At 62.7% G+C, this 12,920-nt stretch carries 13 protein-coding genes; 1 reads left to right on the top strand and 12 read right to left on the bottom strand.

The features are described from left to right. Nucleotide 1: 1 nt before the first annotated feature. The 12 genes from visN to DFR48_RS07150 form a co-directional block, all read right to left on the bottom strand. Entirely contained in the window at nt 2–748 is a 747-nt protein-coding gene (gene visN, locus DFR48_RS07205; RefSeq protein ID WP_114362500.1) for a transcriptional regulator VisN, read from the bottom strand. 285 nt (nt 749–1,033) lie between these two features. Continuing rightward, on the bottom strand, nt 1,034–2,710 hold the full coding sequence (gene fliF / locus DFR48_RS07200; RefSeq protein WP_170141818.1) for a flagellar basal-body MS-ring/collar protein FliF: 1,677 nt from the start codon (nt 2,708–2,710) through the stop codon (nt 1,034–1,036). 167 nt (nt 2,711–2,877) lie between these two features. Continuing rightward, a complete protein-coding gene (cheT, locus tag DFR48_RS07195; RefSeq protein WP_425359237.1) occupies nt 2,878–3,234 on the bottom strand; it encodes a chemotaxis protein CheT in 357 nt (118 codons plus the stop codon). A gap of 40 nt (nt 3,235–3,274) precedes the next feature. Next, nucleotides 3,275–3,829 (bottom strand): chemoreceptor glutamine deamidase CheD, encoded by a 555-nt coding sequence (gene cheD / locus DFR48_RS07190; protein WP_114362497.1) that lies wholly within the window; start codon nt 3,827–3,829, stop codon nt 3,275–3,277. Then, the gene (locus DFR48_RS07185) at nt 3,826–4,215 is read right to left on the bottom strand and encodes a response regulator (RefSeq protein ID WP_112688929.1); all 390 of its coding nucleotides are present in this window, start codon (nt 4,213–4,215) and stop codon (nt 3,826–3,828) included. Before DFR48_RS07185 ends, cheD begins: the two co-directional genes overlap by 4 nt. Continuing rightward, complete coding sequence (gene cheB / locus DFR48_RS07180) at nt 4,202–5,266, bottom strand: protein-glutamate O-methylesterase CheB (RefSeq protein WP_114362496.1); 1,065 nt, start codon at nt 5,264–5,266, stop codon at nt 4,202–4,204. The genes DFR48_RS07185 and cheB overlap by 14 nt, the downstream gene beginning before the upstream one ends. Further along, nucleotides 5,263–6,171 (bottom strand): protein-glutamate O-methyltransferase CheR, encoded by a 909-nt coding sequence (gene cheR / locus DFR48_RS07175; protein WP_114362495.1) that lies wholly within the window; start codon nt 6,169–6,171, stop codon nt 5,263–5,265. Before cheR ends, cheB begins: the two co-directional genes overlap by 4 nt. Further along, nucleotides 6,168–6,635 (bottom strand): chemotaxis protein CheW, encoded by a 468-nt coding sequence (locus tag DFR48_RS07170; RefSeq protein WP_114362494.1) that lies wholly within the window; start codon nt 6,633–6,635, stop codon nt 6,168–6,170. Before DFR48_RS07170 ends, cheR begins: the two co-directional genes overlap by 4 nt. Before the next feature lie 4 nt (nt 6,636–6,639). Continuing rightward, the gene (locus DFR48_RS07165; RefSeq protein ID WP_114362493.1) at nt 6,640–8,886 is read right to left on the bottom strand and encodes a chemotaxis protein CheA; all 2,247 of its coding nucleotides are present in this window, start codon (nt 8,884–8,886) and stop codon (nt 6,640–6,642) included. Nucleotides 8,887–8,901: 15 nt separating this feature from the next. Next, a complete protein-coding gene (cheY1, locus tag DFR48_RS07160; RefSeq protein ID WP_112688919.1) occupies nt 8,902–9,267 on the bottom strand; it encodes a chemotaxis response regulator CheY1 in 366 nt (121 codons plus the stop codon). After that, entirely contained in the window at nt 9,264–9,563 is a 300-nt protein-coding gene (locus tag DFR48_RS07155; protein WP_114362492.1) for an STAS domain-containing protein, read from the bottom strand. Before DFR48_RS07155 ends, cheY1 begins: the two co-directional genes overlap by 4 nt. Nucleotides 9,564–9,699: 136 nt before the next feature. Next, entirely contained in the window at nt 9,700–11,343 is a 1,644-nt protein-coding gene (locus DFR48_RS07150; protein ID WP_114362491.1) for a globin-coupled sensor protein, read from the bottom strand. A 410-nt stretch (nt 11,344–11,753) separates the two neighbouring features. Between DFR48_RS07150 and ligD the strand changes: the two genes are divergently transcribed. Next, the gene (gene ligD / locus DFR48_RS07145; protein WP_342634913.1) at nt 11,754–12,818 is read left to right on the top strand and encodes a DNA ligase D; all 1,065 of its coding nucleotides are present in this window, start codon (nt 11,754–11,756) and stop codon (nt 12,816–12,818) included. Nucleotides 12,819–12,920 lie beyond the last annotated feature (102 nt).

Raw genomic sequence — 12,920 nt, 5'->3', positions numbered from 1 at the left:
CCTATACGAGGTTATTGCGCACGGCATACGCAATCGCCTCGGACCGCGTCTTGGTCGCGGTCTTGCGCATGACACTCGTGATGTAGTTGTTAATGGTATTGCGCGAAATGCCGAGGATGGTGGCGATCTCGTCGCTGGTCTTGCCTTCGGCAATCCAGAAGAGGCATTCGATCTCCCGTTCCGTCAGCTCGAATTCGCGGTCCGCCCGCTGCCCTCGACCGGCGGAGAGACTTACGCAGTAACCGCAGAGCAGGCCGACCTCTCGCAGCCGTTCCGGCGACAGCACGATATCATCTTCATAAAGGAACATCAGCGACAGCCGCGTGCGACCGACGTTGAAGGTCAGCGCGCAGTACTCCCGGCTGAGCCCTCGCGGAGCGTCGGCGTCGTCCGGAAGAAGTGCAAACCGCGGCTGTAGAAGAGAAAGGCACTTCTCGAGCTCGGTGGTGCGGGAATAGCTCGCTGCGAATTCGCGCTCAAGGCGGCGCACGAGATCGAAGGGCCAATTGGAGCAGACGACGAAATCGAGTCCCTGCTCCTGGACGAGATCAAAACGGGCGAGCAGGAAATGGTTTGCCCCGACATAATCGGACAGAAGGTGCAAACTGCGCCCGATGCTACCGCCCTGCGCAACCGCCATCAGCTTCTGAAGAAGCTGCTCCTTGCTTTGAGGTCTGGCCGGGTCGTCCATGATGGACATGGTTCGGTCTTTCTCCTTCCGAACCGCCCTAACCAACTCCGTGTCCATTGTGTTTCCCCCTTTCCGGGATGAAACGGCCTCGATGTACACCCCTTCTATCTCCGAGAGGCCGCCCTCTCCCGGTGATTCGCTTGATCGATTCGCCAGCCCGACGAATCACAACAATGATAGAAGATAAATACCGCCAAGCCCAAACGCGCACGCAGCGATTCCCCAACTTGACGAGAGTTGCATATACAAATCGTCACAAATGTCGCACCCCGGCGAAGGATGGTACGGCAAAGCCGCGCCGGGATGCCGGCGCGGCTGATTTCGTCCAGACTTTTCGGCTCGTCAGGCGGCCTTGTCGACGGCCCACTTGCGAAGGATCTTGGCGGCGCGCTCCTCGCTGATCTCGACCATGCGGGAGAGACGCCGCTCGGGACCTTCCTTGACGCGCCGGTTGAAGCCGCCGTTCGGATCGTCGCCCATGGTGAGCAGATCGTCGGTGCTGTCGAAGCCGAAGTCCGCGCCGAAGCCATCCATGAGGGCACCACCGCCGACCGCCGGAGAGAAGTCGGGCAGCTCGAGACCGGCCGCCTCCTCGCTCGCGCCTGCCAGGGCCGCCGTACCACCGCCGACCGAGCGGACCATCGGGCGGATACCCATCCAGACGATCAGGAAGGCGACGGCGACGAATGCCAGCGAGTTGATGATGCCGCCGATGTTGCGGCTCAGCATTTCCATGATGCCGGGGCCGGTGGCCGATTCTTCGAGGAGCTGATTCTCGAGGAAGTCCATGGCGGTCAGGGTGACGACGTCGCCGCGGCCGGTATCGAGGCCGGCTGCAGAGCTGACGATCTTCTGCATTTCCGCAAGATAGGCGTCGATCTTCGCCTGGTCGGCCGGTTCGCCGATCATCTTGGCGATGCGACCCTTGTTGACAACCACCGCGACGGACACCTTCTCGATCGTATAGCTGTTGCGGACGGTCGCAACCGTCTTGCTGTTGATCTCGTAGTTGGTCTGCTCTTCCTTCTTGTCCTGCTGGTCGGACGACTCCGGTCCGCCGGCGCCGCCCTGAACATCCGCCTGAGGAAGGTTCTGTTCCACAGTCGCGGCGCTATCCGGCTGGCGCTGCTGGGATTTCTGGTTCTCCTTGACGACGCGGATAGACCGTTCGACGCGCGATTCCGGGTCGTAGATCGTCTCCTGAATCTGCTGGGTGTCGGTGTTGATCTGGGCCGTTACGCTCGAACGGAAGTTGTCCATGCCGAGGAAGGGCGCCAGCGCCTTGTCGATATTCGACTCGATCTCCTGCTGGACCGTCTGGACGACACCGATCGAACGGTTGGCCGGACCGCCCATTTCGTCACCGGATGCGAGGAGCTGCCCGGTCGAGTCGAGAATCGTCACGTCCTCGACGTCGAGGCCGGGCACCGCGGAGGCGACGAGGTGGCGAATCGAGGCAGCGGCCTTGCGGCCGGCTTCGTTGCCCGCACGGATCATCACGGAAGCCGTCGGCTTCTGCTCGCCGCGGCGGAAATTGCCGACATCCGGAAGCACGATATGGACACGCGCGGCGGCGATCCCGTTGATCTGCTGAATGGTGCGGGCGACCTCGCCTTCGAGGGCACGGACCCGGGTCACTTCCTGCATGAAGGACGTGAGGCCGAGAGAGCCGACATTATCGAACAGTTCGTAGCCGGCATTGGCGCTGTTGGGCAGGCCGTGCTCTGCGAGCAACAGCCGCGCCTTGCTGGTCATGCCGGCGGGGACCTTGATCGACTGCCCGTCGGTGCCAACCTCGAAATCGATGCCGGCCTCCGCGAGGGCGATGCTGACCTGATTGAGATCGGTCGCTTCGAGCCCGGTGTAGAGGGTCTCGTAAGCCGGCTTGTTAACAAAGAGTGCTGCGGCGATGATGATTGCGATGGAAACAGCGCCGACCCCCGCCAGGGTCAACAGCTTGGTCTGGCCAAGCGACGCCAGATTCTTAAAGATCTGAAGTGATTGATTTAACAGATTCATTCTGTCTCGCGCCATCAACTGAAGGAACTGGGACGCATTGCCCTCTTGCGAGACATTAGGAACTGAAACTTGTGCGAGCGTTTCGCGCTACGACGAAAAGGCCGCTCGCGAACGAGCGGCCCCGAAATTCGTGCCTATGCTGTGCAGCGGCCAAATGCCGCGCAAGGTCAGAAGAAGTCGAAGTCCCCTGCGGCCTTGCCGAGCGGCTGTGAGTGACCGTGGCGGATGCCCGCCCCGAGCGCCTTCTGCATTTCAGCAAGCTTTACGAGACTGAGCGCCGTCGTCATGTCGACCACCCACCCGTCTGGAATCGAACCCGTGATCGTGTCGATGAACTCCGCGAGCCCGCGCGTCTTCTGGACGGCGAGGTCGATACCCTGGAGCACCTTGAGGGCGTCCGGATGCTCGAGCACCTGTGCGCCACCGAGTTCCAGAAGCTGCGGTTCTATACGCTCGATGAGATACGCGACGTCGTGCAGTTCGGTAACGACCCGCATCAGGACTTGCGGCAATGCTTCTTCCACGATCTTTGTCCCCCTGTATTCCTTTTCGTGCCGGCGGTATTCAGAAGAACTCGATGGAGCTCTCCACCGCCTTCGGCGTGAAGACCGGTTTCTGCTCGAGAGCGACGGTCCTCTGGGTCTCGGCGCCGGTCAGCGGATACTGCCTGGCTCTTCCGCTTACCGGCCAGAATTCGAGCTTGCGGCCGTGCTCCCCGCCCGTTGAGGAGCCGACGACCTTGATACCTTCGTCCTTCAGGAACTGCATGGCAAAGGCTGCGTTCTGTTCGCCGACATTCGAGAACGTCGCAATGGTCTTCGCACCCCCGAAGACCTTCGCCTCGATGCGGTCGCGCCGCGCACCCTGCTTCAGCAGACCGTTGATGAGAAGCTCCATCAGATGGACCCCGTAACGGGTGGCGTCGCCGCCTCCCGCCCCCGCGGTCGCCGAACCCGGCAGCAGGAAGTGGTTCATTCCCCCCACGCCTGCAAACGGATCCCGCAGACATGCAGCTACGCACGAACCAAGAATGGTAGAGAGCACAATATTCGGATCGGATACGACCTTGTATTCGCCCTGAATAATGTGAACGCGCCTAGCTGCACTGTCGTCTGTCATTTCAGGGCTCCGAAGACCGCCTCGATCGCAGCCTTCATCTTCTCGATGGTAAAGGGCTTGGCGAGAACGTTGTTCGCGCCGAGCTGAGCAGCCTTCTGAACAAGCGCACGGTCGCCCTGCGCCGTCAGGATGATGAACGCCGCCTTCTTCGTGTTCGGATTGCTGCGCACCGCGTGCAGCAGGCCGAGGCCATCCATCTTCGGCATGTTGAAGTCGGAAATGACGAGATGATGGGGCTGCTGCTCCATGATCTTCATTCCCTGTTCGCCGTCGCCGGCGGCCGTGATCTGCTTGAAACCGAGCTGCGTCAGGGCATCGCTCAACAACAAGCGGCTCGTTACCTGATCGTCGACGATCAGAACTTTGATTTTCTCAGCTAGTGACATGTTCGATACCTTCTTTCCGGGCAGCAGTAAGTTTGAGAATTTCTTCGCCGATCGCCGCAAGCGGCAATTGGCGTTCAACGGCGCCGAGTTCGTGGGCGACCCTCGGCATGCCGTAGACGACGCAGGATTTTTCGTCCTGTCCGATCGTGCGCGCGCCTGCATGGCGCATCTTGAGGAGGCCCGCGGCCCCGTCACGGCCCATTCCGGTCAGGATGACCCCGACTGCGCTGCGGCCTGCAAGCTCGGCAACCGAATCGAACAGGACGTCGACCGAGGGGCGATGGCCGTTGACCGGCGGCCGCTCCACCAGGCGGCAACAGGGTGCGGTGGCATTGGCCACCTGCAGGTGGCGTTCGCCGCCGGGAGCGAGATAGACCTTGCCGATCTCAAGGCGGGCACCGTCGGTCGCCTCTTCGACCACCGGCGCGCAAAGGCGGTTCAGCCGTTCCGCGAAGCTCTTCGTGAAGGTCGGCGGCATGTGCTGCGTGATGACCGTCGGCGGACAATTGCGCGGAAACTTCTGGAGGACCGTGATCAGGGCTTCGACGCCGCCCGTGGACGAACCGATCGCGACGATCTTGCGACCGACCCGGAAATCCGACGTCGGAACGGCACGGCTCGCAGGCGGTTCGCTCCGCGGCGCGCGGTTGTAGCGATGCTGCGAACGGGCGGCGGCCTTCACTTTCTCCGCCAGCTCTCCGAAGGGATCAGCCTCGCCGGGCATCGGCTTGCCGACGCAATCAAAGGCTCCGATCTCCAGCGCGGCAAGCGTCGCTTCGGCGCCCCGGTGGGTCATGGTCGAAACCATGATGACCGGCATCGGCCGAAGCGTCATGATCTTTTCCAGGAACTCGAGGCCGTTCATGTTCGGCATCTCGATGTCGAGCGTGACCACGTCCGGATTGAGCTGCTTGATCGCGGCACGCGCCTCCATTGCGTCCCCCGCCTGGCCGACGACGTCGACGTCCGGATCGGAATTGAGGATCGCGCTGATCAGCCCCCGCATGGTCGGGCTGTCGTCGACGACGAGAACGCGGGCGGGTGCGCTCACAGCTTGCGCCCTCCCGTTTTTCCGACAAAGCGGTAGGTGGTGATGCCGGTGTTGTCGAAATAGGCCTTCGCGTCGCCGGACACGCGCTCCGAGTGGCCAATGTAGAGATGGCCGCCTTCCGGCAGAAGATCGGCGAAGCGCGACCAGATGCGCATCTGCGTCGGCTCATCGAAGTAGATGACGACGTTGCGGCAGAAGATGACGTCGAACTTGCCCTTGAACGGCCACTGGGACATCAGGTTTAGTTCGTTGTAGGTGATCAGGCGCTTCAGGCGGTCGTCCACCTGGAACTTGCGGCGGCCGCCGATTTCAACTTCCTTGAACCACTGCTTGCGTATGGCCGGCGAGACGGTTTCCAAAGCCTGCTCGTCGTAGGCACCCTGACGGGCGATCGCCAGGATCTTCGGATCGATATCGGTCGCGAGGATCTTGAAGTCGTAGTCGAGCACGTTCGGGAAGGCCTGGAACACCGTGAGGGCGATCGAATAGGGCTCCTGGCCGTCCGAGCTCGCGGCTGACCAGATGCGGACGCGGCCGCCCGCCTTGGCGCGGGCTATCAGGCCCGGCAAAACCTCGTCACGCAGATGCTCGAAATGGTGGTTCTCGCGGAAGAACCGGGTGAAGTTGGTCGTCAGGTGCGACAGCATCTCCCGGCGCTCGTGCGCACCCTCGGGAGAGGACACCAACGCGCAATACTCGCGGAAGCCACTGAGGCCGAGATTGCGGATGTGCTTCGACAGACGCGAGTAGACGAGCGAGGCCTTCGAGTCGTTGAGAGCGATCCCGGCATCGGCATAGATCATCGCGGCGATGTCGTTCAGGTCTCGCCGGGTCAGCGGATATTCCCCGCTGGCGAGAATCTCGTCGTCGGATGGTCTGTGGTATGCGGCACTCGCGGGAATCATGCAGCCTCGCTTTCGGTTTCGGGGAAGAGGCCTTCCAGCTCGATCAGGCAGATCATGCGCTTGTCGATCGCGAGAATTCCGCGAGCATACTGCTTCTCTTGATCGGTGGAGATCTCAGGCGTCGGCTGAATGTTCTCGTCGGTGACGGTCAGGATGTCGGAGACGGCCTCGACCAGAAGCCCGACCGTCTTGGTGCGGACCTGGGCGACGATGATCACGTGCCTCGCCGTCGGCTCCGCCTGCCCGAGGCCGAGCCGGAAGGAAAGATCTACGATCGGCAGCACCGCGCCGCGCAGGTTGATGACACCCATGACGAACGGCGGCGCATGCGGTAGCGGCGTGGCCTGCGTCCAGCCGCGGATCTCGCGAACCGACATGATGTTCACGCAAAATTCCTGATCGCCGATGCGGAAGGCGATGAGCTCCCGGCTACCTTGGACAAGATTTTTGATCGCATACGACATGAAACTAACCTGCGACTGCTAAAGACATTTCCGGTTTGAGGGATTGACCGCGAGAAGCGGCGACGACGGCGTCGACGTCAAGGATGAGGGCGACCCGGCCGTCACCGAGGATGGTGGCTGCGGCGATGCCCGGAACGTGCGTGTAGTTCGCTTCGAGCGACTTGATGACCACCTGACGCTGGCCCTGGATGGCGTCGACCATCAGGGCGCGCTGACCGCCGCCCTCCGATTCCACCAGCAGGGCGACTCCTTCGACCGGATTGGCCTGGGTGCCGCGGAAATTGAGGATGCGGCCGACGTCCACCAGCGGGCAGAAGCTGTCGCGGATGGAAATCAGACGCTGATTGGACCCGAAGGAATGGATGTTCTGCGCCTCCGGCTGGAGGGTTTCGACGATCGCCGTCAGCGGTACCACCAGCGTCTGGCCGGCGACGGTGACAACCATGCCGTCGAGAACGGCCAGCGTCAGCGGCAGGCTCATGGTGAAGGTGGACCCATGGCCCGGCTTCGAGCTGATGGAGATGCGACCGCCAAGGGCCTGGATCGAGCGCTTCACGACGTCCATGCCGACGCCGCGGCCGGAGATGTCGGAGATCTTGTCGGCGGTCGAGAAGCCCGGCATGAAGATCAGGTTGTCGATTTCCTCGTCGGAAAGGTTGGCATCGGCGGCAATCAGATCGTTGTCGATGGCCTTCTGGCGAACGCGCTCGCGGTTGATCCCGGCGCCGTCGTCAACCAGTTCGATGACGATGCGGCCGGAGCGATGCTTCGCAGTCAGCTTGACCGTACCTTCCGGATTCTTGCCGGCGGCGACGCGTTTCTCCGGCGTCTCGATGCCGTGGTCGACGGCATTGCGGATCATATGGGTCAGGGGCTCGGCGAGCTTGTCGATGACGGTCTTGTCGACTTCGGTGTTTTCCCCTTCCGTGATGAGGCGGATCTGCTTGCCGACCATGTCGGCAACCTCGCGCACGATACGGGACATGCGCTGGAAGACCGGCTTCACCGGCTGCGCCCGGATCGCCATCACCGAATCCTGGATCTCGCGAGTGAGTTGCTGCAACTCCTCGAGACCCATGTTGATGGTGGTGTTGCCGTTGGTATCGTTCTCGATCACGCTCTGCGAGAGCATGGCCTGGTTGATGACGAGCTCACCAACCAGGTTAATGAGGCGATCGACGCGGTCGAGGTCGACGCGGATCGTCTGTCCGGCCGCGGCGTTCTGCGCGGCATTCGCGGAAGCGGCTGCGTTGACCGGTGCGGCTGCCGGCGCTTCCTTCTTTTCCTGCCGTGCGGAGGCACCTGCCATATGCATGACATTGGACGCGGTTTCTGCCGCGGCAACGGCTGCAGCGACATCGCTTTCGCGAGTGTTTGCCTCCGAGACGCCACCATCATCCAGCAGCGAAAGATCGAAGGGAACCGGAACCATCGGAGGCTCTTCACCCGTCGGGACAGCCTCTTCCGTCTGCGCCTTCACCTCGAGGTCACAGTCCCATTCGGCAAACTCGAAGACGGTTCGGATCGCATCCTCGCCCTTGTCGGTCGAGAGCTCGATGTTCCAGCTGAAATAGGCCTCTTCCGGATCCATTTCGTCGAGCTGCGGAAGAGCATCCATATCGCAATGAATGCTCATCTCGCCGAGGCGGGAGAGATCACGCAGCAGCAATGCCGCGTCGTTGCCTTTGGAGTAGAGATCGCGACGCGGCTTGAAAGTGATCACGAAGCGCGGCAGTGCCGGTTCATCATCGAAGGTATCGAAGGAGAACGGGATCGGCTGGAATCCGCTGTCGTCGGTCGGCGCCACGGCAGCAGGTGCCGGAGTCGGTGCCGGCGCGGCAGCCACGGGAGCGGCCGCGGGCGCCGCCTCGCCGTTCGCAAGTGCCTCCAGTTCGCGAACGAGGCCGGCGCTACGTGCGCCGTCGACGCTGCCGCCGTCGCGGGCGGCGTTGGTAAGGTCGGCGAGCACGTCGGCGGCCCGCAGCATCACCTTCAGCACCTCGTGCGTCGGCTCGAGCTTGTTGGATCGAACGCAATCGAGAGTCGTCTCGAAGACGTGAGCGAAGGACACGAGGTCGTCCAGGCCGAAAGCGCCCGCACCGCCCTTGATCGAATGCACGGCCCGGAACACGGCGTTCACCGTTTCCGGATCGCGGTCCCCGTCATTCATCTTGAGAAGACCGGACTCCAGTTCCGCGAGCTGTTCCTCGCATTCCTGGAAGAAGATCTCTTTGATTTCGTTCATATCCATCGGAGGAATTCCCGCTTAGGCAGTTACACGTTCAATCGCATCGATCAGCTTGGTGGGATCGAACGGCTTCACGATCCAGCCGGTGGCACCGGCCTGACGTGCACGGTTCTTCTTCTCCGCGTCGCTTTCGGTCGTGAGCACCAGAATCGGCACCGCACGATATTTCTCGTTGCGGCGGACGCCTTCGATGAAGCCGAAGCCGTCAAGGCGCGGCATGTTGATGTCGGTGACGATCACGTCGGGGTTGGCCTCCTCCAGGATTTCGAGGCCTTCGACGCCGTCTTCCGCCTGCACGGTTTCGAAGCCGGCATTGTTGAGTGTCACGAGCAGCATGTTGCGGATGGTCCTGGAGTCATCCACCGTCAGTACTTTCTTCTTCATTGCCGAATCTCCTCAGCGAGCAGGTGGTCTGCATTCACGCCAATCAGTTGAAGGGTCTTCAGGAAGGCCTCCGACGCCTTCACTAACGTGAAAGGCTTCTTGTCGGCGCCCCACGCATTCGCTCCCGCCATCAGCACCTGCACGCATTGCGCTCCGACGCGCTTGACTTGCGATGCATCGATGTCGAGCCCGCTGCCGCGCAGGTCCATGAGACTGCTCTTCAGGGCCGAAGCCTCGTTGAGGTCCAGCACCTCGGCCAGCTTCAAGCTCTTGTTTGCGCCTTTCCGTGTTGCCATCAGTTCTTTCCTCGTGTTTCGGAGAGGTCGATGTCCCGCCTGGGAAGCCCGCTCGCGGAAGCCGGAAACGGCACCCCGCGGGCCCTTTCGCCCGTCCGAATTCCCCTTGTGTAATGGAAGGTGGTAAACAATCCCCTCAACCTCCCCAGCCGCCGATCTGCATCGGGACATCGAGCCCGAATGCACCCTCAGTCTCCTCGATGTCCATGTTCGCCGCGGCGGGCAGACGACCCGCCGAAACGACGCCGGCCGACTGGCGCCGATCGTCCGAAACGACCGCGGAGCTCCTACGCCGGCGCTCGTAGTGGAACTCACGAACCGTCCGACCGAGCTCCACGATCAGGTTGTGCAGATCATCCGCGCTTTCGCTCGAACGACGGGCGAGCGCGGCGCTGGCGTTCACCTCGCCGACGAGACCGGAGACGTCTCCGGCAAGACCGTGAAGACCGTCCGCCTGAGCCGTCGACCGGCGAGCGATCTCCCCGACCGTTTCGCTGATCCCGCCGACTTCGCCTGCAATGCTGCCGATGGCGTCCTGCGTATGGGCGACGATCTTTACGCCCGCATTGACCTGCGCCTTGGTGGTGGCGACCAGCGTCTTGATCTCGCGGGCGGCGTCGGCCGAGCGCTGCGCAAGCGCACGGACCTCCTGGGCAACGACGGCAAAGCCGCGTCCGCTGTCACCGGCGCGCGCCGCCTCTATTCCGGCATTGAGGGCGAGAAGGTTGGTCTGAAAGGCGATCTCGTCGATCGCGCCGATGATGCGGCCGATCTGTTCGGCCGAGGTCTCGATGTCCGCCATGGCCGCAATGGCACGTCCTGCGACTTCGCCGCTGCCCTCGACGGAACGACGGGCCGCGGCAACCGCCGTCTCTGCAGCCCTCGTCTGCTCGGCCGTGGTACGCGCTTCGCTCAGCAGGGCCTGCAGCGCGGCGGCGGCCTCCTGCAGATCGCCCGAATGCTGACCTGCCCGTCCGGCGAACTCGGACGAGGCCGACACGACGCTAGCAAGGGCGGTCTCGGCGGACCGCGCCCTCTCGTCGGAGGCGATCAGTGCTACCTGCACCTGTTCGAGCGCTGCGTTGAGATCGCGGGCCAGGTCCGCATACGCCTCCGGCACCTCACCGGTAACGCGCTGGTCGAGATCCCGATCGGCGAAGGCGCGGATCGTCGGACCGAAGATCGTGTCGACATCCGAGCGTTCGCGGTCGCGCAGTTCGGTGAGCTCGCGGTGATGACGAAGCCGCAGTTCGTTGAAGCGCAACGAGACGGCGATCTCGACATCGACCATGACGACACGCACCAGCACGTCGACGAGTTCGGCGAGTTCACGGGCGCGCTTGCGTCCGGACGGCATGAAGCCCGAGCCTGCGATCTCCTCGAGAACGCCGCCGATCAGGTGTTCGAGCACGACGGCGTGGCCGGCGACATGCCAACGGGGATCAAGCCCCATCTTGCTTTCGCTGTCAGAGAGAACCTTGACGCGCTCCGCATAAAGGCCGTCGAAGCGGGCGTCCGTCAGAACATCCCAGTGGGAGGCGAGAAGATCGTGCAGGCGTTCGAGCTGCCGCTCGCTCGTGAAATTCCGGGCCGCATCCGGAAACGTCTGGTAACGCTGGAAGACGTCGCGAAGCCCCTTCTTCATACTTTCGTCGAGCAGCGGACGATGCCGCCTCAGCTGCTCGCAGTCCGCCTGTTCGAGCCCGGCAAAGCGCAACCTGTCGCGCAGGCTGCCGCCCTGCGCTCCCGCTGTCCGATCTGCCGGCGAAACCTGCGCCAAGACAATATTCCTCGTTCATGTCCGGCATGCGACCGGACGGACTGAAATGGTCCCGGGATGTCTCGAGTGTCTGCGGACTCACGCCACGTCAAGGAAGAGCGGGCTTTCGCCCGGCGCCCACCGAAGACTGTCCCCTGAACTGCTTCAATGAAAAAACATACCGGACTGAGACCGGTACGACGGGCTGGCGTCATGCCTCGAAGGGATTCACGAGCAGCGGAATCCCATTCCGACGTATCGACCAATCTTTATGGTTAATTGGTTGCCCGAAGGTTAACGAAATCCTTCCGCGGCTTCGACCGGGCAGAAACCGGGCACTTCGCGAGCATGTCGACCCGCGCGGATACCGCGCTGGCAGGAACAAATGCGGCAAGCCCGCATTTCGCCCCTATCGAGACGGAGGATTTGTCTTGGCAGCGTCGGCGATCAGTTTTCAGGTCATGAAGCACTGCGATGTCGCCTTCTTGCGGCCCGGACTCGTGACGGAGATCGAATGCCGCGGCTGGACGGCGGGCGCCCATCTGCGGCATGCTGCCGTCCGCGGTCCGCGGGAAAACAAGGCGACGCGCGAAGTGGTGCAGGAAACGACAGCCGAGAACGCGAAAGACATGCCGCCGAAGTGCAGCGTGGCACTCACCCATGCCGACCGCATCTACTGGCCGGAGGCCGGCATCACCAAGGCGAAGCTCGCCGATTATTATCTCAAAGTCTGGCCGCTGGTGGCGCCCTTCATTGTCCACCGGCCGCTGGCACTGCTCCGCTGTCCGGAGGGTATTTCCGGGGCCTGCTTCTTTCAGAAACACGCCTGGCGGGGCATGAGCAAGGCGATCAGGCAAGTCGACGATCCCAAGGAACGCGGCGACGAACACTACGTCGCAATCGACGATCTCGACGGCCTGTTCGGGCTGGTGCAGGGCGGCGTGCTGGAAATCCATCCCTGGGGATCGACGCTCGACGCCTGGGAGAAACCCGACATGGTCAACATGGACCTCGATCCGGGACCGGATGTCTCATGGGAAAGCGTGATCGAAGCGGCGCAGGAGGTGCGCGGCAGGCTTGCGGACATGGGACTCACCGGTTTCGTCAAGACTACCGGCGGCAAGGGCCTGCACGTCGTCGCGCCGCTGAAGCCGAAGACCGAATGGCCCGCGGTGAAGGCAGCGATGAAGGCGATCGCCGATGCCATGGCGTCGGACTCGCCGGACCGTTACGTCGCGACCGTGTCGAAGGCAAAGCGCAAGGGCAAGATCCTCGTCGACTATCTGCGCAACGGTCGCGGCGCTACCGCAGTCGCGCCCTACTCTCCTCGCGCCCGTGAAGGCGCACCGGTCTCCATGCCGCTCACCTGGGAGGAACTGACAGCCACGATCGGCCCGGCACATTTCACCATCGCAAATATCGGTAGCCGACTGGCTCAGCTTGCTGCCGATCCATGGAAGGATTTCCGGGCCGCACAAGCCGTCCTCAGCTACTGATAGCCTTTCCAGGAAGTGCACCGGGGCACGTGATCCCCCCTTCTACACGTTCCCGTCGCCCTGATGCAGGCGACGGGGGGCAGTCTTTTCAACAAGCAAGAA

Origin of the sequence: Ciceribacter lividus, from assembly GCF_003337715.1 — a bacterium.
Lineage (GTDB): Bacteria > Pseudomonadota > Alphaproteobacteria > Rhizobiales > Rhizobiaceae > Allorhizobium > Allorhizobium lividum.
The sequence above is the reverse complement of the archived record's forward strand: the minus strand, read 5'-3'. Positions and strand labels throughout refer to the sequence as shown.

Coding starts and splice junctions, on each gene's coding strand:
- visN (WP_114362500.1), bottom strand. CDS start 748: ATGGACACGGAGTTGGTTAGGGCGGTTCGGAAGGAGAAAGACCGAACC.
- cheY1 (WP_112688919.1), bottom strand. CDS start 9,267: ATGAAGAAGAAAGTACTGACGGTGGATGACTCCAGGACCATCCGCAAC.
- cheD (WP_114362497.1), bottom strand. CDS start 3,829: ATGACAGACGACAGTGCAGCTAGGCGCGTTCACATTATTCAGGGCGAA.
- DFR48_RS07155 (WP_114362492.1), bottom strand. CDS start 9,563: ATGGCAACACGGAAAGGCGCAAACAAGAGCTTGAAGCTGGCCGAGGTG.
- fliF (WP_170141818.1), bottom strand. CDS start 2,710: ATGAATCTGTTAAATCAATCACTTCAGATCTTTAAGAATCTGGCGTCG.
- cheR (WP_114362495.1), bottom strand. CDS start 6,171: ATGATTCCCGCGAGTGCCGCATACCACAGACCATCCGACGACGAGATT.
- DFR48_RS07185 (WP_112688929.1), bottom strand. CDS start 4,215: ATGTCACTAGCTGAGAAAATCAAAGTTCTGATCGTCGACGATCAGGTA.
- DFR48_RS07170 (WP_114362494.1), bottom strand. CDS start 6,635: ATGTCGTATGCGATCAAAAATCTTGTCCAAGGTAGCCGGGAGCTCATC.
- DFR48_RS07165 (WP_114362493.1), bottom strand. CDS start 8,886: ATGGATATGAACGAAATCAAAGAGATCTTCTTCCAGGAATGCGAGGAA.